The organism is Actinacidiphila sp. DG2A-62 (assembly GCF_035825295.1).
In the GTDB taxonomy this organism is placed as follows: domain Bacteria; phylum Actinomycetota; class Actinomycetes; order Streptomycetales; family Streptomycetaceae; genus Actinacidiphila.
The window spans coordinates 2,894,063-2,916,555 of sequence record NZ_JAYMGI010000002.1; the positions used below are offsets into that span (position 1 = coordinate 2,894,063).

At 74.2% G+C, this 22,493-nt stretch carries 18 protein-coding genes and 2 tRNA genes; 12 read left to right on the top strand and 8 right to left on the bottom strand.

Annotated elements, in window-relative coordinates; genetic code table 11:
• Positions 1-37 precede the first annotated feature (37 nt).
• A complete protein-coding gene (locus VSR01_RS12775) occupies positions 38-1,330 on the top strand; it encodes an AAA family ATPase (RefSeq protein WP_326453625.1) in 1,293 nt (430 codons plus the stop codon).
• Positions 1,331-1,391: 61 nt separating this feature from the next.
• On the opposite strand, the gene VSR01_RS12780 is transcribed toward VSR01_RS12775, so the two are convergent.
• On the bottom strand, positions 1,392-2,069 hold the full coding sequence (locus VSR01_RS12780) for a GntR family transcriptional regulator (RefSeq protein WP_326453626.1): 678 nt from the start codon (positions 2,067-2,069) through the stop codon (positions 1,392-1,394).
• A gap of 236 nt (positions 2,070-2,305) precedes the next feature.
• Between VSR01_RS12780 and VSR01_RS12785 the strand changes: the two genes are divergently transcribed.
• The 7 genes from VSR01_RS12785 to VSR01_RS12815 all read left to right on the top strand — a co-directional run bounded on the left by VSR01_RS12785 (position 2,306) and on the right by VSR01_RS12815 (position 8,478).
• Positions 2,306-2,845 (top strand): YbhB/YbcL family Raf kinase inhibitor-like protein, encoded by a 540-nt coding sequence (locus tag VSR01_RS12785; protein ID WP_326449359.1) that lies wholly within the window; start codon positions 2,306-2,308, stop codon positions 2,843-2,845.
• A 116-nt stretch (positions 2,846-2,961) separates the two neighbouring features.
• A complete protein-coding gene (locus tag VSR01_RS12790) occupies positions 2,962-3,336 on the top strand; it encodes a hypothetical protein (RefSeq protein WP_326449360.1) in 375 nt (124 codons plus the stop codon).
• A gap of 394 nt (positions 3,337-3,730) precedes the next feature.
• A complete protein-coding gene (locus tag VSR01_RS12795; protein ID WP_326453627.1) occupies positions 3,731-4,477 on the top strand; it encodes a bifunctional DNA primase/polymerase in 747 nt (248 codons plus the stop codon).
• 50 nt (positions 4,478-4,527) lie between these two features.
• Positions 4,528-4,601 (top strand) — tRNA-Lys (locus VSR01_RS12800).
• Between the two features lie 96 nt (positions 4,602-4,697).
• Positions 4,698-7,109 carry a phosphatidylglycerol lysyltransferase domain-containing protein gene (locus VSR01_RS12805; RefSeq protein WP_326449361.1) on the top strand — a complete coding sequence of 804 codons (2,412 nt, stop codon included), beginning with the start codon at positions 4,698-4,700 and terminating at the stop codon, positions 7,107-7,109.
• Between the two features lie 213 nt (positions 7,110-7,322).
• Positions 7,323-7,766: a MarR family winged helix-turn-helix transcriptional regulator gene (locus VSR01_RS12810; protein ID WP_326449362.1), complete on the top strand. Its 444-nt coding sequence runs from the start codon at positions 7,323-7,325 to the stop codon at positions 7,764-7,766.
• 283 nt (positions 7,767-8,049) lie between these two features.
• Complete coding sequence (locus tag VSR01_RS12815; RefSeq protein WP_326449363.1) at positions 8,050-8,478, top strand: OsmC family protein; 429 nt, start codon at positions 8,050-8,052, stop codon at positions 8,476-8,478.
• A 60-nt stretch (positions 8,479-8,538) separates the two neighbouring features.
• On the opposite strand, the gene VSR01_RS12820 is transcribed toward VSR01_RS12815, so the two are convergent.
• A complete protein-coding gene (locus tag VSR01_RS12820; RefSeq protein WP_326449364.1) occupies positions 8,539-9,777 on the bottom strand; it encodes a M6 family metalloprotease domain-containing protein in 1,239 nt (412 codons plus the stop codon).
• Positions 9,778-9,782: 5 nt separating this feature from the next.
• A complete protein-coding gene (locus VSR01_RS12825; protein WP_442785445.1) occupies positions 9,783-11,075 on the bottom strand; it encodes a M6 family metalloprotease domain-containing protein in 1,293 nt (430 codons plus the stop codon).
• Between the two features lie 350 nt (positions 11,076-11,425).
• Between VSR01_RS12825 and VSR01_RS12830 the strand changes: the two genes are divergently transcribed.
• The gene (locus tag VSR01_RS12830) at positions 11,426-13,294 is read left to right on the top strand and encodes a putative bifunctional diguanylate cyclase/phosphodiesterase (RefSeq protein WP_442785446.1); all 1,869 of its coding nucleotides are present in this window, start codon (positions 11,426-11,428) and stop codon (positions 13,292-13,294) included.
• Positions 13,295-13,493: 199 nt separating this feature from the next.
• On the opposite strand, the gene VSR01_RS12835 is transcribed toward VSR01_RS12830, so the two are convergent.
• Both VSR01_RS12835 and VSR01_RS12840 read right to left on the bottom strand, forming a co-directional pair.
• Entirely contained in the window at positions 13,494-15,311 is a 1,818-nt protein-coding gene (locus VSR01_RS12835; RefSeq protein ID WP_326453630.1) for a glycosyl hydrolase family 18 protein, read from the bottom strand.
• A 334-nt stretch (positions 15,312-15,645) separates the two neighbouring features.
• Entirely contained in the window at positions 15,646-16,848 is a 1,203-nt protein-coding gene (locus tag VSR01_RS12840) for an LLM class flavin-dependent oxidoreductase (protein WP_326449365.1), read from the bottom strand.
• 583 nt (positions 16,849-17,431) lie between these two features.
• On the opposite strand from VSR01_RS12840, the gene VSR01_RS12845 reads away from it, so the two are divergent.
• The 3 genes from VSR01_RS12845 (at position 17,432) to VSR01_RS12855 (ending at position 19,623) form a co-directional block, all read left to right on the top strand.
• The gene (locus VSR01_RS12845) at positions 17,432-17,923 is read left to right on the top strand and encodes a hypothetical protein (protein WP_326449366.1); all 492 of its coding nucleotides are present in this window, start codon (positions 17,432-17,434) and stop codon (positions 17,921-17,923) included.
• Between the two features lie 72 nt (positions 17,924-17,995).
• On the top strand, positions 17,996-18,829 hold the full coding sequence (locus VSR01_RS12850; protein ID WP_326449367.1) for a transposase family protein: 834 nt from the start codon (positions 17,996-17,998) through the stop codon (positions 18,827-18,829).
• Between the two features lie 89 nt (positions 18,830-18,918).
• The gene (locus tag VSR01_RS12855; RefSeq protein WP_326449368.1) at positions 18,919-19,623 is read left to right on the top strand and encodes an IclR family transcriptional regulator; all 705 of its coding nucleotides are present in this window, start codon (positions 18,919-18,921) and stop codon (positions 19,621-19,623) included.
• 56 nt (positions 19,624-19,679) lie between these two features.
• Here the strand turns inward: VSR01_RS12855 and VSR01_RS12860 are convergent.
• The 3 genes from VSR01_RS12860 to VSR01_RS12870 all read right to left on the bottom strand — a co-directional run bounded on the left by VSR01_RS12860 (position 19,680) and on the right by VSR01_RS12870 (position 22,347).
• Positions 19,680-19,753 (bottom strand) — tRNA-Lys (locus tag VSR01_RS12860).
• Positions 19,754-19,765: 12 nt separating this feature from the next.
• Positions 19,766-20,644 carry a pentapeptide repeat-containing protein gene (locus VSR01_RS12865; protein ID WP_326453631.1) on the bottom strand — a complete coding sequence of 293 codons (879 nt, stop codon included), beginning with the start codon at positions 20,642-20,644 and terminating at the stop codon, positions 19,766-19,768.
• A 290-nt stretch (positions 20,645-20,934) separates the two neighbouring features.
• Complete coding sequence (locus tag VSR01_RS12870; protein ID WP_326449369.1) at positions 20,935-22,347, bottom strand: M1 family metallopeptidase; 1,413 nt, start codon at positions 22,345-22,347, stop codon at positions 20,935-20,937.
• Positions 22,348-22,493: the final 146 nt, after the last annotated feature.

A 22,493-nucleotide genomic window follows, 5' to 3' on the forward strand; every position in this document is an offset into this window, starting at 1 on the left:
CGACCCCGGCGGGGCCGCCGCCGAGGCGACCGCCGCGATTCTGCGCAGCACCCTGCACGGCACCGCCCGCGGCGTCGTCGTGGACTCGCCGCCGGGCGCCGGCAAGTCCACCCTGGTGGTCCGCGCCGCCCGCGAACTCGCCGCGGCGGGCGAGCAGTTGATGATCGTCGCGCAGACCAACGCCCAGGTGGACGACCTCGCCGACCGGCTGGCCACCGCCGACCCCGAGCTGCCGCTCGGCCGCCTGCACGGCACGGACTCGCCGCCGGACGCCGCGCTCGACCGGCACCCGATGCTCGCGAAGTCGACGTCCGTCGCGGAGCTGAGGGACCGCGCGGTGGTGATCGCGACCGCGGCGAAATGGGCGTACGTCAAGGACGTCGAGCCGTGGCGGCACGCGATCGTCGACGAGGCGTACCAGATGCGGTCCGACGCGCTGCTGCGCGTGGCCGGGCTGTTCGAGCGCGCGCTGTTCGTCGGGGACCCGGGCCAGCTGGACCCGTTCAGCGTGGTGGGCGCCGAGCAGTGGGCGGGGCTGAGCTACGACCCGTCGGCGAGCGCGGTGGTCACCCTGCTCGCGCACAACCCCGGGCTGCCCCAGCACCGGCTGCCGGTGTCGTGGCGGCTGCCGGCCACCGCGGCGCCGCTGGTGTCGCGGGCGTTCTACCCGTACACGCCCTTCCGCAGCGGCACCGGGTACGGCGACCGGCGGCTGGCGTTCGGCGTGAAGGGCGACGGCGGCGGTCCCGACCGGGTGCTGGACGAGGCGGCGGAGAGCGGCTGGGGCTTGCTGGAGCTGCCCGCGCGGCACACTCCGCGGACCGACCCCGAGGCGGTGCGCGCGGTGGCGCTGGTGGTGCGGCGGCTGCTGGACCGCGGCGGCGTGACGTACTCCGCGCCCGATCCGGAGCCGGCGCCGCTGACCGCCGAGCGCATCGCGGTGGGCACCGCGCACCGCGACCAGGCCGCGGCGGTGCGGGCGGCGCTGGCCGCGCTCGGCGTCGGCACGGGCGTCGGGGGCGTCGCGGTGGACACGGCGAACCGGCTGCAGGGCCGGGAGTTCGACGTCACGGTCGTCCTCCACCCGCTGTCCGGGCGGCCGGACGCGACCGCCTTCCACCTGGAGACCGGCCGCCTGTGCGTGCTCGCCTCACGCCACCGGCACGCGTGCATCGTCGTCTGCCGGGCCGGCGTCGCCCGCCTCCTCGACGAGCACCCCTCCTCCGAGCCCGTCCAGCTCGGCGTCACCGTCAAATTCCCCGACGGCTGGGAAGCCAACCACGCCGTCCTCGCCCACCTCGCCGAACACCGCGTCCCCTGGCCCACCTGACCCGCCCTCCCGGGCGCCCGTCGGACGCCCGGGGCGAGGACCGGTCCGCGCGGCGCGGGTGTCAGGCGTCGGTCGGGGGCTCGGCGTTATGTGGGGCGGCCGGGGGGGCGGGGGTCAGGGCTGTGGCGGTGAGGGTGAGGTGGTGGGTGAGGGCCTCGGCCGCCGCCTCGGGGTCGCGGGCCAGGGCGGTCGCCTCCAGGCGGCGGTGCTCGCGCACGCCGTCGCGGCCGGGGGTGCGGCGGGCCGACCAGCGGCGGGCGAGTTCGCTCGCGGTCCACATCCGGTCGAAGGTCTCCAGCAGCACGGGGTTGCCGCAGCCCTCCAGCAGCGTGCGGTGGAAGACGCGGTGCGCCTCGGCCCACGCGGCGCTGTAGTGGCGGCCCTCCCCGGGCGCGTACGCGGGAGTGCGGGCCAGGCGGTGGTGGGCGGCGCGCACCCGGGCCTCCCAGTCGAGGTCGCCGCGCTCGACGGACATCCGCAGCACCACCGGCTCGATCGTGCGGCGCGCCTCGGCGATCTCCTGCCAGCGCCGGTCGGAGACCTCCGGCACCGCGAAGCCGCGGTTGGGCAGCCGGTCGGCGAGGCCCTCCCCGACCACCCGCACCAGCGCCTCGCGCACCACCGCGAGGCTCACCCCGTGCGCCCTGGCCAGGTCCTGCGGCTTGAGCGGCTCGCCCGGCGCGTAGTCGCCGCGCAGGACCGCCTCCCGCAGCCGGCCGTAGACCTGCTCGGAGAGCATCTGCTTGGCCGCGGGGGTCCGGCCGCCCGCGGCGCCGGTGGAGTCCTGCGGGCCCGTCGGTGGGGTGGCCGTCTCTGTCATGAGGCCAGCATAGACGATGGTGCAGATAATCGATTATCGGTGCTATGGTCGATGCATCGGCGCCGATCCGCCGACGCGTCGCACCGCGCCGGCCCCGGCGCGCACCCGCTCGCCGCCACACCGCGCGGCGAACCCCTTCGAGAGGAAACGCCACGATGACCGCCAACGACCCCTTCGCCCGCCTTCCCGAAGCGGCGACGTTCACCGTCACCAGCACCACCGTCAGCGACGGCGGCACCCTGCCGCCCGAGCAGTACTCCGGCCTGTTCGGCGTCCCCGGCGGCAAGGACGTCTCGCCGCAGCTGTCCTGGAGCGGCGCCCCCGCCGGGACGAAGAGCTACGCCGTGACGGTGTACGACCCGGACGCCCCGACCGGCTCCGGCTTCTGGCACTGGGCCGTCGCCGACATCCCGGCGACCGTCACCGAGCTGCCCGAGGGCGCGGGCGACGACACCGGCTCGGGCCTGCCGGCGGGCGCCTTCCAGCTGCCGAACGACGCCCGCTCCGCCCGCTTCCTCGGCGCCGCCCCGCCGGCCGGGCACGGCCCGCACCGCTACGTCGTGGTGGTGCACGCCCTCGACGTCGAGTCCATCGGCGTCGCGGCCGACGCCACCCCGGCCGTCCTCGGCTTCACGATGGCCGGGCACATCCTCGGTCGCGCGGTCCTCACGGTCACCGGCGAGACCCCGGCCTGAGCCGCCGCCCGGCGACGACCTTCCCGAGGCCCCTCGTCCCCCTCCTCCCCGGAGGGGGCTTGCGGGCGGGGGGAGAATGGGAGGGTTGGGCATCGCGCGGAGCGGAGGGTGGACGGATGGCGGAGGCCGGGGCGGAGCGGGGTCGCGAGGACGACGCGGGGCGGTCGAGGCCGCGGCGGCCGGTGCCGCTGACGTTCGAGCCGGGCGCCCCCGCCGACACGGGCGGCGACCGCTTCTTCGACCTGGAGTCGATGGACGACCCGAGCGAGCTGCTCGACCGCGCGACCGAGCTGGCGCTGGCCTTCCGCGCCGCCGCCGACCGCGCCACCGAGTTCCAGGCGATCGCCGCCGCGCAGCTCGCCGACCCGCGCCGGTTCGACCGGCTGACGTTCGAGGGGCTCGCCGAGCAGGCCGGGTGGACCGAGGACTACGCGCGCCGGATGGTCGAGTACGGCGAGAGCCTGATCAGGGGCGGCGGCATCGCCCCCTGACCGGCCGCCTGCACGGGGATCGGCCGCGTCAGCCGACCCCAGACCCGGGCCCCCGGCCGCCGGACCCGGGCCGCCCGAATCCGGTCGAGGACGCCGGCCGCCCGGCACCCCCGTCGAGGACGTCCGCCCGGCCGCCCGCGCCCCCCGCCCGGCCGCGCCCGCCGAGTCCGCCGCGCCGCCGTGCCCCGCCGCACCGTCGCGCCCCGCCGGGCGCCCCCCCGCCGCGACGTCACCACCGCGGCCGGCGCCCGCCCGCCTGTCACCTCAGCGTCACCACACGATCACCGCGCGCCACAGTACCCTCTCGAAGGCGCCCGCGTCCCGGGTTCCGCCGATTCCCCCGGGGCAACCACGTCACCGAGTACATGTAGGACCCATGGATGAATGGCACGCCATGGACATCGTGGACATCGTCACCGTCAGCGGCGCGGGCACCGGCGGCATCGCGGACGGCGTGGACCTCGTGACCGAGGCGCTGCGCCGGCAGCACACCGCGTCCGTCACCGCCGAGGGCGCCGCCTGGCTCGCCTCCGCCAGCGCGTTCCCGCGCAGCGTGGAGGCGCTGTGGTCGGCCCGGCCGAGCACGCCGAGCGTGCTGCCGTGCGGCACCGCGTTCGACGTGGTGAACGTGCCCGCGCTGTTCGGCCGCCGGGTTCTGGAGCAGTTATGGGCGCAGGGCCCGGGCAGCGGCCCGGTGGCCGTGCACCGCGACCGGCTGCTGCTGTTCGCCGTCCCGGGCGCGGCCCGGCGGCTGCCGGCGCTGCTGCGCTGGGAGGAGTGGTCGGCCGCGGTGCCGCCGCTGCTGTGCCACGGCGCCGGCGACGCGGTGACCGTCCCGCCGCTGTACGGGCCGCTGCCGGGCGAGGGCCGCGACGGGGGCGACAGCCGCGACGGCGGTGACGGCGGCGACGGCCCGGCCGGGAGCGCCGGCGCCTCGCGCTGGGTGGTCGCGCCGGACGTCCGGCACCCGTGGCTGCCGACCGCGGAGGTCCTGTTGTGGGCCTGCGTCCGCGCGGCCCGGCGCACCGGCACGAGCCCGGCGGCGAACCCGGCCGCGAATCCCGCCCGGGACCATGCCACGAACCCCTCCCGGGGCCCCGCCGCGAACCCCTCCCAGGACCCCGCCGCGAGCTCCCGCTGACCGATTTTCCACCCGCCCGGACCTGGTGCTACTGTCTACCCCGTCAGCAGGCGCCGCTAGCTCAGTTGGTTAGAGCAGCTGACTCTTAATCAGCGGGTCCGGGGTTCGAGTCCCTGGCGGCGCACCTGATCCGAAGGCCCCTCGCGGAAGCGGGGGGCCTTCGGCGTGTCGGCGGGACCCTGGTCGCCGCCGCGCCGGACCGGACGCCACCCTGGGAGCCATGGGGCACTGGCTGGCTGATCCGTACCGCACGCGCGTCGTGGAGACCGGCCGGCTGCCGCTGCTCCTGCTGCTGCTCGGGCTGATCGGGTCGTTCCTGTTCATCCGGTTCAGCGTGCGGATGATCCGGCGCGGGGTGAAGTGGTGGCCGGGCAACGTCCAGCCGGGCGGGCTGCACATCCACCACGTGGTGTTCGGCCAGGCGATGATGCTGATCGGCGGCATCGGGGCGTTCGCGGCGCGCGGCGGCGCGGTGGCGTTCGACGTGCTCGCGGTGGTCTTCGGGGTGGGCTGCGGGCTGGTGCTCGACGAGTTCGCGCTGGTGCTGCACCTGGAGGACGTCTACTGGAAGGAGGAGGGCCGGCAGTCGGTCGACGCGGTCATCCTCGCGGTGTCGGTGATCGGGCTGATGCTGATCGGGCAGGCGCCGCTGGGCGGTTACGTCGGCGGGCGCTCGTACAGCCCCTATCTGGTGGCCGCGGTGCTGCTGGGCTTCGTGGTGGTGTGCCTGTTCAAGGGCAAGGTGTGGACCGGGCTGCTCGGGGTGATGCTGCCGCTGCTCGCGGTGGTGGGCGCGCTGCGGCTGGCCCGCCCGGCCAGCCCGTGGGCGCGCTGGCGGTACGCCTCCCGGCCGCGCCGGATGGCCCGCAGCGAGCGGCGCGAGGAGCGCATCCACAACCGGGTGGTACGCGTCAAGACCCGGCTGATGGACGCGGTCGCGGGCGCGCCGACCCCGGTGTCGCTGGCCAAGCGGCCCGGCCCGGAGCGGTCCCGGCCGACGGTGGTCGAGGTGCCGCCCTCGCGCCTCGAACTGCTGCTGGCGCGGGTGCTGCGCCCGCTGCGCGACCCCGGCGCGGCGCTGGCCGTGTGGTACCTGCGGGCGGCCTCCGCGCTCAACGCGGTGACCGGGCTGATCGCGCCGTTCCGCGACCGGGTGCGGGCCGCGACCGACGGCGAGTACGTGACGGCGTTCCTGGTCAGCCCCGGTTTCACCGGCGCGGTGCTGGCGTTCGTGCTGTCGGTCAGCCTGCGGCGGCGCAAGCGGGCGGCGTGGCTGGTGGCGACGGTGCTGACGGCCGGGTACCTGGTGCTGATCGCGGCGACCGCGGCGGTGGTGCCGCGGGCGCACCGGCACCCGTTCAACTGGGTGTCGCTCGCGGTGACCGCGCTGCTGCTGGCGGCGCTGCTGGTCTCGCGGACGGCCTTCAACGTCCGCGGCGAGCGCCGCAACACCTGGCTGGCGCTGATCGCGCTGGTGGCCGGCGCGGTGGTCGGCATCGGTCTGGGCACGGTGCTGGTGCACGCCACCGACCGGCTGCCGCCGGCCGAGTGGGGCGCGAGCGCGCGGTACGCGAGCGTGCGGGTGCTGACGGTGTCCGGCCTGTTCGACCTGCCCGGCGTGGACGTCCCCGGCTGGACGGACCTGGCGGTCAACGTGCTCAGCGTGGCGCTGATGCTGGTGGTGCTGCTGGTCTTCTTCCGCTCGCCGCGCGCCCGTACGCGGCTCCAGCCGGCCGACGAGCGGCGGCTGCGGGCGCTGCTGCGGGCGTACGGCGGCGCGGACTCCTTCGGCTACTTCGCGCTGCGCCGCGACCTGTCGGTGAGCTGGAGCCCGGACCGGGCGGCGGCGGTGGTCTACCGGGTGGTGAACGGCGTCGCGCTGGCCTGCGGCGATCCGCTGGGCCCCGCGGCGGCGCGGCCCGCGGCGGTGGCCGGCTGGCTGGACACCGCGCGCCGGCACGCGCGGGCGCCGGCCGCGGCGTACGCGGGCGAGGCGGGGACGGCGGCGTACCGGGCGGCGGGCCTGCACGCGGTCGCCTCCGACGAGGAGATCGTGCTGGCCGCGGGCGCGCTGCCGGCCGAACTCGCCGCGGTGCGGCGGAACATGGCCGCGGCCGGCTACCGGGCGGTGCTGCGCCGGCAGCGGGACGTGGCCGAGGAGGAGTGGGCGCGGCTGGGCCAGCTCGCCGACGCGTGGCGGCAGCACGGCCGGCGGCTGCGCGGGGTGCGGTACGGGCCGGGGACCGGGCGGCTCGGCGACGCGGCGGACGGGGACTGCGTGGTGGCCGAGTGCAGGGACCGGCGGGGGCGGGCGTGCGCGCTGGTGGTGCTGGTGCCGTGGGGGGCGGACGGGCTGACGGTCGATCTGCTGCGGTGGGACCGGGAGTCGGGGCGCGCGCCGGTGGACTTCCTCCTGGCGGAGGTGCTGCACGGCGCGGCGGCGGGCCGCGCCGCCGTCGCGGGCGTGGCCCGCGTCTCGCTCGCGCTGGCGGGCGTGCCGGGCCTGCCCGGCCTGGCGGCCCCGCGCCGCCCCCGCCGCCTCCTGTGCGAGCGCCGCACCGAACTCCCCCGCGTGCTGGCCGCCGCGGCCTTCGCCCACCCCGCCCCCCACTACCGCTCGACGCTGCGCTGACCTCCGTCTGATGACCCGTCGTCGAGTGCAGGGTGCTGATGGGGTCGGTGGCGCCGGAAGACCGCGTCGGGATCGCGGGGGAGAACCCGCAGGCGTAGTCAGCTTTCGTTACTGCCATAGCCATACACTCGAACCAACGGCAACACCGGCAGGCCGGCGGCGGCATAAGGTGTGGATCTCGCGGGATCGGTCGGGCGAGGGGCTGGGAGCGGCATGGACGACGAGCAGCGGGTTGACCTGGGGACGGCACTGTTCATCCCGTACCGGTACACCGAGGACCGGATCTTCCGGGCCCTGCGGGACGCCGGATTCGACGACTGGACCCTCGCCCAGTGCAGGGTGTTCCAGCGCGTCGCCCAGGACGGTTCGCGCCTCACGGACCTCGCCGACCAGGCGCAGGTGACCAAGCAGAGCGCCGGCGTGATGGTCGACCAGCTGGAGCGCCTGGGGTACGTCCGCCGGATCCCCGACCCCGCGGACGGCCGCGCCCGGCTGATCGTGATCGAGCCGCGCGGGCGGCGGGCCGTCGAGGTGGCCAGGGCGACCCTCGACGAGATCCTCTCCGAGTGGAAGACGTACCTGGGCACCCGCAACTTCACGCTGCTGCAGCAGATCCTCGACCAGCTCCGCGAGATCACCGACCCCTACGCGCGGTAGCCCCGGCCGCACGAGCCGTCAGCGCCGGCTCCGCCCCGCGGGCCACCGCGGGCACCGCACCCCCACAGACACCGTGCGCCCGCAAGTCACGACTCTTGCGACATAGTCAGAATTGCTGACTGTATAAGTCAGTGGCACTGACCGGGTCTGCTGCCCGGCCGCGACGCCTGCGGGTTCCGGGCCGGGGCGCGCGGAGCGGAGCGGCCGGGCGGGAGCCGGTCGTTGTAGCGTCGGGGGCGACGGCGAGGGCCGTCGGGCCGCACGTAATCAATGGAGGCTAGGAATGGCAACCACCCGCACCGCGACGACTCAGTGGCACGGCTCGCTGATGGAGGGCTCGGGTTCCGTCGAGCTGAACTCCTCGGGCGTCGGGAAGTACGACGTCACGTGGGCCTCGCGGGCCGAGCAGGCCAACGGCAGGACCTCGCCCGAGGAGCTGATCGCCGCGGCCCACTCCTCCTGCTTCTCGATGGCGCTCTCGCACGGCCTGGCCGGCGCGGGCACGCCGCCGGAGACGGTGGAGACGCAGGCCGACGTGACGTTCCAGCCCGGCGAGGGCATCACCGGCATCGTGCTGTCGGTCAAGGCGCGGGTGCCGGGCCTGACCGCCGAGCAGTTCGAGGAGGCGGCGCAGAACGCCAAGGCCAACTGCCCGGTGAGCAAGGCCCTGGCCGGCGTGGACATCTCCCTGAAGGCCGAGCTGCTGGCCTGAGCCCGCGCGCCGCTCCCCCGCACCGGCCGAGCGGCGAGCGGCCGGCGTTGAGGGCGTGTCCTAGCGGCGGGTGACGTGGATGTCCCACGCACCCGCCGCGGTGTGCCGGAGCACCTTGAAGGTGACGCCGGAGTCCGCGTCGGTCCAGCCCTCGCCGACCGAGAAGGGCGCGTCGTTGAGGGAGTTGAAGGCGCCGCTGCTGAAGTCGCAGGCGGAGGTGAGCGGGTGCGCGTCGGTGACGGTCACCGGGCCCTGCCCCGAGTCGATGTCGGTGCGCACCCGGTAGGCGAGCACACCGGTGCGGCACGCGTCCTTGTCGTCGCCGGTCCTGGACCGCGCCTCCAGCACATAGGCGCGGGTGTCGTCGTAGGGGACGATGACCGCCTTCGCTCCGCCGGGCACCTCGATCGGCGTTATCCGGTACGTGGCGCTGCTGCCGGACCGGGTGTCGCAGTCAATCTGGCGGTCGGTGATCCAGCCGAGGCGGTACTTGTGCCAGGCGAACAGGTCCCCCTGCAGGCCCCAGTCGAGCGACATGCTGTCCCACTGCCCGGCCAGGACGTCGGTGCGCTGGAAGTCGTCGGCGGCGTAGAGGTCGGGCAGGCCCAGCGCGTGGCCGTTCTCGTGGCTGAGCACGCGTGAACCGGACTGGTCGTGGCCGTAGATGAGCGAGACCTTGTTCAACTGGGCGCCGTCGTCGGTGGTCGCGGCGGACGCGCCGGTCCAGGTGACCGAGAGCACGGCCTCGTCGGCGGAGGGCCCGGCGTTGGGCGTGACGAGGATGTTGACCAGGTCGTAGCCGCGGAAGTCGATGTCCTTGTCGGCCACTTGCAGCAGGTCGCGCATCATCGCGGTGTGCGCGTCCCAGCCGTAGCCGCGGCCGATCCCGTACGCGGAGAACGGCCGCGGCATGCGTATCCAGCGCAGCACCGGCGTGGAGTGATAGTCGAGCTTGCCGTAGGAGGCGGCGGCGTACCACTGCTTGACGGCGGGGAAGAACTCGCCGTAGCGCTCGCGGGCGCTGTACGGCGCGTGGGCGTCGGGGAAGTCGATGAGCAGCGTCAGCGCGCGCACCGTCCCGGTGGAGCGGGCGAACTCGCCGTCCGGGCCGGTGGTGGCGTGGTCGGGGAAGCCCTCCGACATCGCGACCCCGGGCACCGCGCGCAGCGCGCAGGGCCAGGCCGGCGGCGGGCCGTTGAGCACGCGGCGGTGCGCGCCCGCCGAGACCGTGGAGCTGACGGCGAGCGCCGCGAGGGCGGCCAGCGCGGCGATGCGCAGCCCGACCCGGGCCGTGGGCACGGCGGTCAGCCCCCGAGTCCGTGGTCGGCGGCGGCGCCCGGCGCGCGCTGGGTGACCCGGACCGCGTAGGAGCCGTCGGACTCCCGGCCGGTGACGGTGACCTGGGTGAGGCCCCCGGGCACGGTGTAGCTCTCGCCGACGTCCAGCGGGGCGTCGGCCAGCCGCGGGTAGACGGAGGTGGCCGGGCACGCGGAGGTGCGCGGATGGGTGTCGACCACGTCGATCGGGCCGTCGCCGGACTCGCGGTCCGAGCGCACCGTGTACAGCAGCACGCCCGGCCGGCACAGGGTGCGGTCGTTGCCGGCCGCGGTGCGCGCCTCGACGGCCAGCACGCTGTCCTGCCCGGTGCGCACCACGAGCAGCTTGCTGCCGCCGGGAGTCTCCAGCGGGCTGAGGTCGTGGTAGGTGATGCCGGTGCGGTCGACGCAGCCGACCTGCGCGGGCCACAGCCAGCCCAGCCGCCACTTGTGCCAGGCGAACGGCTCGGGGGCCAGGCCGAACTGGCTGCCCATCAGGTCCCAGTCGCCGACGTGGGTGTCCCAGTCGGCGTTGCTGCCGGCCGGCGGCCGGTAGTACAGGTCGGGCAGGTCGAAGACGTGGCCGGTCTCGTGGGCGAGCACGTCGCGGTCCGGCGGGTGGTGCTCGAAGACGGTGACCAGGCGGCGCAGCGGGGTGCCGTCGACCTCGATGGGCCGGGAGAGGTTGACGACCTTGGTGGCGTCGGAGTCCACGCCGGGCGCGTCCGGGTCGGCGACCAGGTAGACGACGTCGTAGCCGCGGAAGTCGACCACCGGGTCGGCGGCGGCGATGGCGTCGCGCAGGTAGCGGGTGCGGTCGGCGGCGTTCCAGTCCCGGTCGATGGCGTAGTCGGTGGACGGCCGCGGCATCCGCAGCCAGGTGGTCCGCGGGTGGACGTGCAGCCGGAACTGCCCGTAGGACGCGCTCTCCCAGAACCGCGCGGTGTGCGGGAAGTGGTCGGCGGCGATCTCGGCGGGGGTCAGCTCGGGCACGGAGTCGGGGAAGGACAGGAACACCATCAGCGCCTTGATGTCGCCGGACGGGCGGGCGTAGGAGCCGTCCCAGCTGTCGACGCCCTCCGAGTGGTGCACGTCGGTGCGCGGCAGCAGGCAGGCGGCGCCCTCGGCGGCGTGCGCGGCCGGCCCGGTCATCAGCGTCCAGGCCACCAGCCCGGCGAAGCCGGTGACCGCGGCCGCCGCCGAGCGCAGCAGGCGCCGGCGCAGGCCCGCGGGGCCGGCCGCGCCGGGGGGCGCGTTGTCGGAGCGCCGCACGAGCCGCACGTGAACCTCCGGGGAAGGGCTGGCAGGACCGTTCTGGAGACTTCCTCGCGTCGTGACCCGGCGTCGGCACGCCGGGTCGCACTGTCACCTTGCTATGGAATGGGGTGATATGAGGCGTTCGGATGCTCCGAGCGGGTGTCGGCCGCAGGGGCGCTGGTGTTCGTACCCCCACCCGTCCGGACGACTACACAGCGTCATGGCATGCGCAGTGTGGTCGGAGAGGTGAAGGAAACGAGCGGAATCGGTCATTCCGTCAGCATGGGTGCCGAGAATCACCGCGGCGGCGCTGGAACACCAACTCCGCCAGCCCATATGATCGCGGTGACGACATCGCGAACAGGGAGCAGGCCATGGGCGGACCCTCGGGCAGCCCCGGAAGCACGCCCGAGAGTACGGCACACGTCATCACACAGAGTCACCTCCAGGAGTGGTCCGCGCCCTCCGACGAGCTGGCCGGCGGCCCCCGGGACGCGGCGCTCCCGGACACCGGCCTCCCCGGCGCGGCGCTCCCGGGCGCCGGTCTCCCGGACACCGGCCTTCCCAACGCCGGCCCGCACGACTACCGCGCCGCCTTCGCCGTGGCCGGCACGGCGATGGCGCTGCTCGGCCCGGACGGCGCGGTGCTCGCGGCCAACCCCGCGCTCGCCGACCTGCTGGGCACCGCGCCCGAGCGGATGGTCGCGATGGGCGCGGCGGCGCTGCTGGGGCTGGGCGGCGACCCGCACGCGCACGCCGCCTTCCACGAGGTGCTCACCGGCCGGCGCCGGCGGCTGCGCTGCACCCGCAGGCTGGCCCGGCTCGACGGCGGCACGGTCCGCGCCGAGATCACCCTGGCCCGCACCGACGGCGCGCCGCTGCTGCTGACCGTCCAGGACGTCGGCGAACGCGACGGCCTGCGCGAGGAGTTGCGGCACCTGCGGATGCACGACCCGGTGACCCGGCTGCCGAACCGGGCGCTGTTCTTCGAGCGGCTCGCCGTGGCCTGCGACCGCGCGCAGCCGCCGGACGCGGACGGCACCGGCCGGATCGGGCTGTGCTACCTGGACCTGGACGGCTTCAAGGCGGTCAATGACACGCTCGGCCACCGGGTCGGCGACGAGCTGCTCGCGGCGGTGGCCGGGCTCCTGGAGATCGCGGAGCCCGGCGGCCACCTGGTGGCGCGCCTGGGCGGCGACGAGTTCGCGGTGCTGCTGCAGGACTCCACCGGCACCGGTCAGGCCACCGCGCTGGCCGCGGCGGCGCTGGAGGCGCTCCAGCGGCCGTTCGACGTGGCCGGGCACCGGCTGGCGGTGTCGGCGAGCATCGGCGTGGTGGAGCGGGAGGCGGCCGGCACCACCGCGACGCTGCTGATGCAGGCCGCGGACACCACGCTGTACTGGGCGAAGGCCGACGGCAAGGCGCGCTGGACGCTCTTCGACCCCGAGCGCAACGAGCACCGGATGACCCGCCAGGCGCTGTCGCGCACCCTGCGGCAGGCCGTCGAGCGCGGCGAGTTCGTCCTGGACTACCAGCCGCTGGTGGCGCTGGACACCGGCGAACTGCGCGGCGTGGAGGCGCTGGTGCGCTGGGAGCACCCGCACTTCGGGCGGCTGGCGCCGAACCGCTTCATCGGGCTGGCCGAGGAGGACGGCTCGATCGTGCAGCTGGGCCGCTGGGTGCTGGCCGAGTCCTGCCGCCAGGCGCGGGCCTGGGAGCAGGCGTTCCCCGCCGCGCCGCCGGTGGTGAGCGTCAACGTGGCGGTGCGGCAGGTGTGGGACTCCGACCTGGTGGCCGATGTGGCGGCGATCCTGCGGGAGACCGGGCTGCCGCCGCGGCTGCTGCAGTTGGAGCTGACCGAGTCGGCGCTGATGGGCTCGGCCGGGCGGCCGTTGCAGGCGCTGCACGCGCTGCACGAGATGGGCGTGCGGATCGCCATCGACGACTTCGGCACCGGCTACTCCAACCTCGCCTACATGAGCAGGCTTCCGGTGTCCGCGCTGAAGCTGGACGGCTCCTTCGTGCAGGGCTTCCGGTCCGCCGAGCACCCCAACCCGGCCGACGAGACGATCGTGGTGGCGCTGGTCGACCTCGCCCACCGGCTCGGCCTGACAGTGACCGCGGAGTGCGTGGAGAACGCCGAGCAGGCCGAGCGGCTGCGCCGGATCGGCTGCGACACCGGCCAGGGCTGGCACTGGTCCCGGCCGGTGGGCGCGGACGCGATCTCCGCGCTGCTGAACTGACGGCGCGGGCGCGTTCCCGGCCCCGCGCGGGCCCGGCCGCGAACGCGAGGCGGCCCGCGTCCTCGGGGGGAGTAAGGACGCGGGCCTGGTCAGGCGCCGGGCGCCTGGGTCTCGGCGGTGGTGCGGTCGTGCGCTGGTGAGGTGGTGCGGTGGTGCGGTCACGCGCTGGTTCGGTCGTGCAGTGGCGCGCCGACGCGGATCAGCAGGCGCCGAGGTCCAGCCAGACGCCCCACTCACCGGTGGTGCCGGGCACCTCGTTGGTGGTCCACCACTTGGCCTGCCAGTTGTGGCCGTTGTAGGAGACCTTGTCGCCGTTGACGTAGATGGCGGTGGAGCTCCAGGCCGGCAGCGTGCAGCCGCCGGTGCCGCCGGTCGTGCTGCCCGTGGTGGTGCCGGTGCTGGTGCCGGTCGTGGTGCCGGTGGTGGTGCCGGTGGTCGTGCCGGTCGTGGTGCCCGTGGTCGTGCCCGACGTGGTGCCGGACGTCGTGCCCGAGCTGGTGCCGGTCGACGTACCGGTGCTGGTGCCGGTCGACGTGCCGGTGGACGTGCCGCCGCTGGTGCCGCCGGTGCCGGAGCAGTCGGCCGGGGCGGACCCGTTGGTGGCGGTCACGATCTTGTTGAAGAGCGTGGCCGAGGCGTCCAGGTCGAGCAGCGAGTACATCATCGAGCCGCCGAGACCGTGGCAGTGCGCGTAGTCCGCCTTGGCCTGGATGCCCTGGCTGCCCAGTCCGGTCCAGAACTCGGTGCCGTTGTAGAAGTAGTTGGAGCCCGAGGCCGCGTCCCAGAAGGTGGTCGAGGCGTTGTCGACGATGCCGGACAGCTCCTTGTAGTACGCGGTGCCCGCGACCTGGCTGATGCCGCGCGCCGAGGCGGGTCCGGTGGCCGACTGGTACAGGCCGTGGTTGCTGCCGGCCGGCACGCCGGTCCAGCCGCGGTAGTACAGCGGGTAGCCCATGGTGATCTTGTTGGCCGGGAAGCCGCCGGGGATGCCGTACGCGGGGTCGCCGGTGGTCCAGGCCTTGATCGCCTCGTCGGTGCTGTACTTCGAGGTCCCGGGGCTGATCGCCGAGGACGGGTCGCTCGCCGACTGGTACGTGGGGTCCTGGTGGTTGGTCGGACCGGTCGCGTCCCAGGCGCCGTGCATGTCGTAGGTCATGATGTTCGCGTAGTCCAGGTACTGCCCGAGCTTGTCGGTCTGGAGGTTCGCGATCTTGTCCTGGCCGGACGGCAGCGCCGCGGTGAGCAGCATGTGCTTGCCGCCGTTGGCCGCGCCGTACGCGTCCAGCTCGGAGCGGAACTCGGCCGCCAGCGCGGTGTAGTTGGCCTTGTCGGCCGCGCTGTAGTGGTTGCCCACGTGGCCGTTGGGCGAGCCGGGGTACTCCCAGTCGAGGTCGAAGCCGTCGAAGATGCCGGCCGCCGAGCCGGTGCCCCCGTAGCCACCCTGGACCGGCAGGTTGCCCTTGATGAACATGTCGATGCAGGAGCTGACGAACTTCTTGCGGGAGGCGTCGGTGGCCGCGACGTCGGAGAAGTACTTGGAGTAGGTCCAGCCGCCGATGGAGGCGACGATCTTCAGCTTCGGGTACTTCGCCTTCAGCTCCTTGAGCTGGTTGAAGTTGCCCACGATCGGCTGGTTCCAGGTGTCCGCGGTGCCGTTGACGCTGATGTCGGCGCCGAAGGACTTCTGGTAGTCGGCGAACGCGTCGCCCGCGCCGTCACCGGCGTTGGGGTCGCTCTCGTTCGTGGAGTCCGACGCCTTGGTCGCCTCGAAACACGTGAGATTGGTCGGATCGATGTTCTCGAACGAGTAGTTGAGGATGTCCAGCTTGCCCGCGATGCCCTCGGTGTCGAGGTTCTTGGGGTAGAACGCGTTGCCGTACACGCTCCACTGGTCGTAGTAGGCGATCTTGACGCCGCCGCTGCTCGTGGCCGCGGCGGCGGCCGGCTTGGCGGCGGCGGTGTCCGCCTGCGCGGTGCCTCCGCCGAAGGCCAGCGCGGCCAGCGCACCGGCGGTCATCGCCGCGCTCGCGGCGGCGGCCACGAACGCTTTCTTCCTGGAATGCACGAGAACCTCCGGGGAGAAGGAGGAACGACGGGGGACTCGGGGGGAGTCGGCCCGAGGGCCCAAAGATGCGTCAACCCTCGTATTGATAGGGCCTCGTCAAGTGCACGTCAATGGTACGAACCAAGGTTGGGTCTAGACCAATTCGGCCCGGACCGACCGGACGGTAGCTTTCCGCGGCAACGACAAAGCCGCTCGTCAGGCGGGTGACGAGCGGCTTTAATCCTGGGTTAACCCAAGACCCGCGGTCGGTCGTCCGTTGGACCACCGCGGGTACGGACATCAGTTGTCAGGGAGCGGACACTCCTGTCGGGGCCCCGCGCCCGACGTCCGCGCCGCCGTCCGCGCCGGCCTCCTCGCCAGCGCCGGCGGCGGCGCCGGCGTCGACGCCGGCGGTGGCGTCCTGCGGGAAGCCGTAGGCGTCGGCGACGAGTTCGTACGAGCGCAGCCGGGCCGCCGGCGTGTGCGCGTTGGCGGTGATCACCAGCTCGTCCGCGCCGGTCCGCGCGACCAGCTCGTCCAGCCCGCGGCGCACCGACTCCGGGTCGCCGTAGATGACGTTCGCCAGCCAGGAGTCGACGAACTCCCGTTCCATCGGCCGGAACTCGTAGTCCGCCGCCTCCTCCGGGGTGGGCACCAGGCCGGGCCGGCCGGTGCGCAGCCGCAGCATCGACAGCGCGCCGGCCAGCACCTGGCGGCGGGCCTGCTCCGGGTCCTCGGCGGCCAGCGCGGACACCCCGATCGAGGCGTAGGGGCGGTCCAGCACCTCCGAGGGCCGGAACGACTCGCGGTACAGGGCCAGCGCGGGCACAGTGTTGGCGGCGGAGAAGTGGTGCGCGAAGGAGAACGGCAGCCCGAGCGCGCCGGCCAGCTGGGCGCTGAAGCCGGAGGAGCCCAGCAGCCACACGCTCGGCCGGTGCGGCGACTGCACCCCGCCCTCCGCGCTGCCCTGGACCGGGCCGGGGATGGCGTGGATGCGGGCGTAGGGGTGGCCGTCGGGGAAGTCGTCGTCCAGGAACCGGGTCAGCTCGGCGAGCTGGCGCGGGAAGTCGTCGGCGCCCTCGTGCAGCGACTCCAGCCGGCGCAGCGCGGCGGCGGTCGCCCCGTCGGTGCCGGGCGCGCGGCCCAGCCCGAGGTCGATCCGGCCGGGCGCGAGCGCCTCCAGCGTGCCGAACTGCTCGGCGATCACCAGCGGCGCGTGGTTGGGCAGCATCACCCCGCCCGAGCCGAGCCGCAGGGTGCGGGTGTGGGCGGCCAGGTGGGCGAGGATCACCGCGGGCGAGGAGCTGGCGACGCCGGGCATGGAGTGGTGCTCGGCCACCCACATCCGGTGGTAGCCGCGCCGCTCGGCGGTCCGTGCGATCGCCACGCTGGTGCGCAGCGCGTCGGTGGCGGTGAGCCCCTTGCCGACGGTGGCCAGGTCCAAAACCGACAGCGGTACGGGCGCGGTTCCGCGGGCCGGTCCGCGGATGCCCAGTCGTTCGTCACCCACGGCGGGCGCCTCCCAGTTCGTGCTCGGTGATCGTTCGTGCTCGGTGGTGCAGGTGCGGTTGCCCTTGCGCCAACCGGAGTGAGCGTCCGGTTGTTCCCGGGGGCGAGCCGACGGCTCCGGCGCACCCCGGAAATAGGGCAGTGACAACGGCATATGCCAGAGTGGCCCCTTCCTGCACAGACGCCCGGGGCCGCCGCTGTGCCCGCTCAACGCCCGCATCTGACAAGGGCTTTGGGGTTATCGTGGAGTTCCGGCCACGCGCCGTGGCCAGGCCCTTGCTCCTGGCCCGTGACCAGGCGTGAGGCGGGGGTCGCAGACGGTCTTACCGGCAGGGGGCTACCGTGGCGCTGGAACACCGACGCATCGGGCCGGTGCATGCGGTGCAGCACGCACTGCGCGTACTGGAATGATCGATTTTCATCCTGAATTCGCAGGTCGGGCCGCTGGTGTGGGTGGCGATTGACGCGCTCGCGCTGCTCTCGGCCGTGATCGTTAGCAGGTGATCATCTGCCACGGGCCGGTTCGCGGATTCTGGGGTGGCGCATCCGGGCGTCTCGTAGGTTCCGCAGCGGGAGGGAGGCGCATGGTGGACGTGCTGACGTGGACGATCGAGCGGCGGATGCGGCTGACGGAGCGGGCGGAGCTGCTGCGCAAGGAACTGGCGGAGATCGACGTCGAGCTGGGCCGGCTGGAGGCGGCCGAGGTGGTGTTCGGGCAGTGGGCCGAGGCGACGGACGGAGGAAGGCGGCCGTCGGGCATCGTGGAGCCGGAGCCGGAGCCGGAGCCGGAGCCGGAGCCGGAGCGGGTGGTGGTGGTGACGCCGGGGGCGGCCGGGATGCGGCTGGTTCCCGACCGTGAGGAGGGCATGGGGGTGGAGGTGCTGACGCCGGAGTACCGGCGGATCATGGAGATCGTGACGGCTGCGGCGGGGCCGGTGATGGCCAAGGACGTCGCGCTCGCGCTGGGCCGGGAGAACACCCCGGGGAAGGTCGAGCCGGTCCGAGGGCAGTTGCGCAAGCTGTCCGGCCGGGGCTGGCTGGCCCGGAACGGCTCCGGGCGCTATCTGCCGTGCTGACCACGCTGACGCCGGGCGGATCGGCCGGTTTCGGCCGTAACGTGAGGACCCCCGGCAGGAGTTGGCGCCTGTGTGAAGAAGCAGCCGCCCGCCGGGGGCTCTCCCGGTGTTGTCTACCAGGTCCGGCTTCCCGTGTCGAAGCGGACCGTCGATCTCGTCGCCGGACTGATACGCCGGCGCCGCAAGCAGCTGGGCACGCGCTGGCGCAAGGCCGCCCCCGGCACCCAGGCGATCGTCGTGCTCGCTGTCCTGCGTCACGACCAGCGCCTGGCCGACATGGCCGGCGGCAACGCGGTCTCGGCCGCCACCGTCCGACGCTGGGTCCTCGAAGTACTCGACCTGCTGGCCGCGAAGGCCCCACGTCTGGACCGCGCCCTGAAGAAGATCGCCCGTTCCGGCGGTGCGGTGGTCCTGCTGGACGGCACCCTGGTCCGCACCCGCCGCCGCACCGGGGCGGCCAACCGCAAGAACTACAGCGGGAAACACAAGGCCCACGGCCTGCTCTTCCTTGCTCTCACCGATGAGAAGGGCAACCTGATCTGGATCTCCTCGGCCCGTCCCGGCCGGGCCAGCGAGATCACCGCCGCCCGCCACGACCACATCACCGCGCATCTGCGCGAGGCCGGCCTCGGCGCCCTTGCCGACCTCGGCTTCGTCGGACTGGACGACGACCCTGACGACAATCCCGTGATCATCACCGGCCGCAAGGCGACGCGCTCCCGCCGCCTCACCGACGCCGAGAGGGAGGCGAACCGGCTGGTCAGCCGCGAACGCGCCGCCGTTGAGCACGGCTTCGCGAACCTGAAGACCTGGCGCGTCCTGACCAAGGTCCGCATGAACGCCCGTCACGCCACCACCCTGCTGCGGGCCCTGCTCGTCCTAGCGAACTCCGAGGTCCGACGGTGACGAACGATCACCCCAAGACGATCAGGCCCTCGGCCTGCACGAGCACCCCGTCACGGACTCACACCAGTACCGCGACCTGCGAATTCAGGGTGAAACGATCTCAATCCGTCGACTCGCACCGGCACGGCGTCACCGCCGAGCAGCTGGCGCGGGAGATCGGCGTGCCGATGGCGTATCTGGAACAGCTCCTGGGCATGCTGCGGCACGAGCGCTATCTCGGTTTCCTGCCCGGCGGCGGCTACGTAGTCGGCGAGTCCCTGGTGCTGCTCGGCGCGGCGGACCGCGACGCGGCGCTGGCCGAGAAGCTCAAGGCGGTGCTGGCCGAGCTGCGCGACGAGGTCGGCGCGGCGGTCTACTTCAGCCGCTACGACGACGGCGAAGTCAAGATCATCGACTTCGCCGACGGCCCGAACGCGCCGAAGGTCAACGAGTGGGTGGACTTCCGCTCCTCCGCCCACGCCAGCGCGGTCGGCAAGTGCCTGCTGGCGCAGCTGGACCACAACGGCCGGCTGGAGCACCTGTCCCGGCACCGCCCGGCCCGGCTCACCTCGCGCACCGAGGTCGACGACCGGGTGCTGCTGACGAAGCTGGAGCGGCAGCCGGCCACCGTCCCCACCCTGGACCTCCAGGAGTACGCGGTGGGCACGGTCTGCGCCGCCATCCCGGTGACCATCGGCAAGACGGTGGCCTGCCTGGCGCTGTCCATGCCGTACGCCCAGGCGCACCGGCTGCGGCCCGCGGCCGACACCCTGCACGAGCGCGCCGCGCCGGTGCTGCTGTCGATGAGCATCTGAACCTTGTCCGCGTACGCTGAAGGCCCCCCGCTTCCGCGAGGAGCCTTCAAACCAGGTGCGCCGCCAGGGACTCGAACCCCGGACCCGCTGATTAAGAGTCAGCTGCTCTAACCAACTGAGCTAGCGGCGCCCGCGAGGACAACTATACGTGATCTGCGGGGGTGCTCATGACCATGTCCGCGTCCGCCCAGTGGGCCGGCCGCGCCGGGCGGGCCGGCACGCGGGTGCGCGCGTCGCCCCTGGCGGCGTTCAGCTGGGCCTGGGTGACGAACAGCGCGCCGGTCAGGTCGGCGCCGCGCAGATCGGCCGCGCGCAGATCGGCGCCGATCAGGTCGGCCAGCCGCAGGTCCGCGCCGCGCAGGTCGGCGCCGATGAGGTAGGCGCCGCGCAGGTCCGCCGCGCGCAGGTCGGCGCCGCGCAGCCGGGCCCCGATCAGGTCGGCGCCCGGCCGTGCACGGGCGCCGCCGCGGCGGGCCCCGCGGCCCGGGGCCCCGGCCCTGACCAGCGCGCTCGCCCGCCGCAGCAGGCCGCCGACCGCGGCCCGCTCGGCGGCCGGGTCCACCGCGAGCAGCCCGGTGGGGTCGGTGTCGGTGAGCGCGCGCAGGCGGGCCAGCTCCCGGGCGGCCGGGCCGTGCAGCTCGGCGGCGGCCGGCCGGTCCAGCACGTCGGTGAGGTACCACAGCAGCTCGTGCAGCTGGCGCATCACCGGCAGTGCGGCGAACATCGCGGCGCCCCCGTCGGCGGCGTCCCGCCAGTCCGCGCCGCCGAAGGTGCGGCGGGAGACCTTCTGGCCGGCGCCGATGCAGTCGTAGACCGAGCAGCCGGTCCAGCCGGTGGCGCGCAGCCGGCCGTGGACGCCGCAGCGGTGGTCCGCGCCGAGGTTGCCGCAGGGCTCGCCGGCCGCCTTGTCGCGGGCGAAGTCCGCGGACCGGGTGAAGGCCAGGCCGACGCAGCACAGCGCGAAGCACGCGGCGCAGTCCGCCCGCAGCTCAGCGTCCGTCGGCAGCTCGGCGTCCGTCAGCGGATCGGCGTCCGTCGGCGGATCGGCGTCCGCCGCGCCCGCCCCCGCCGTGTCCTCGTCCGTGTCCACGTGCCCGTACGCTCCCCATGTGCCGCGGGCGGGTCGTCGGTCGGCCCGCCCGCGGTCCATGGTGCCTCACGCCCTCCCGCGCCGGCGTGTCCGTCGGCGCGGCGTGAGGACCCGCGGCGTGAGGGGGCGCGGCGTGAGGGGGCGCGGCGTGAGGGGGCGCGGCGTGAAAACCCGCGGCGTGAGGACCCGCGGCGCGAAGGGGCGCCGCATCTGGCCAGGGCTCAGGACCCGGCCGGGAAGCTCGCCGGCTTGGCCGGGGTGAACAGCCAGGTCTGGAAGAAGTCGTGCAGGTTCCGGCCGGACAGGTGCTCGGCGAGCGTCTCGAACTGCGCGATCGTGCCGTTGCCGTAGCGGTGCTGCGCGGGCCACGCCTTGAGCAGCGCGCGGAACGCGGGGTCGCCGATGGTGTCGCGCAGCGCCTGGACGGCGACCGCGCCCCGGTCGTAGACCGCGTCGTCGAACTGGTTGGCCGCGCCCGGGTCGCCGGGCTTCACCGTCCAGAACGGGTCGTCGGCCGGGTGCGCGTCGTAGACCTGCCGCGCGAGCTGCTGCGGGGTGCCCTTGCCCTCGTGCTCGGCCCACAGCCACTCGGCGTAGCTGGCGAAGCCCTCGTTGAGCCAGATGTCCGACCAGCGCTCCAGCGAGACGTCGTCGCCCCACCACTGGTGGGTCAGCTCGTGCGCGACGACGTCGGTGTTCACGCCCTTGGCGAAGAACGCCGGGCTGTAGAAGACGCGGGTCTGCGCCTCCAGGGAGAAGTGCGAGGTCACGTTCGGCACGTAGCCGCCGGCGGCGTCGAACGGGTAGGGGCCGAACCAGCCGCTGAGGAAGTCGATGATCTCGCCGGTGCGCTCGACCGACGCCCGGGCGTTGGCGGCGACGGTCGGGTCCAGTGCGGTGCTGTACGCGTTGATCACCGGCACGCCCGCGCCGGTGCGGCTGTGCGTGAGGTCGAAGCGGCCGACCGCGAGGGTGGCCAGGTACGTGGCCTGCTGCTCGTCCTGCCGCCAGTGGAAGGAGGTCCAGCCGTTCCGGGTCCGCGAGGAGACCAGCAGGCCGTTGCTGATCGCCTGCTCGCCGGACGGCACCTTCACGGTGACGTCGTAGGTGGCCTTGTCCGCGGGGTGGTCGTTGCTGGGGAACCACCACCACGCCGACTCCGGCTCGTTGACCGCCACTCCCCCGTCCGGGGTGCGCTGCCAGGAGGTGAACCCGTACCGCTGCACGGTCGACGGCACCCCGGAGTAGGTGACGGCGACCGAGATCCGCTGGCCGCGGGCCAGCGGGTGCCGCGGGGTGACCACCAGCTCCTGCTCGCCGCTGGTGGCGAACGCCGCGGGCCTGCCGTTCACCGTGACCTTGCTGACGTCCAGCGCGAAGTCCAGGTCGAAGCTGGTCAGGCCCTGCGTCGCGGTCGCGGTGACCGTCGTGGTGCCGCTGAGCGTGTCCGTCGCCGGCTGGTAGGACAGGTCCAGGTCGTAGTGGGAGACGTCGTAGCCGCCGTTGCCGTACGTCGGGTAGTACGGGTCGCCGATCCCGGGCGCGCCCGGGCCCGCGGTGCCGGCCGCGGCTGCCGGGATCACCAGCAGGCCCGCGAGGGCGGCGGTGGCGGTTGCGATCAGTGCCTTGCGCACAAGGTCCTCCAGCGCGTCGTGCCGTGGTCCGGGCCCGCCGACGGGCCCGAGTGGCAGGTACACGGCGACCCTAGGAAGTCCCGTGCGTCCCGGCCACCCCGAGGGCCCCCGCTGTCGCAGAACCTTCACCGGGCGCAACACAGGCG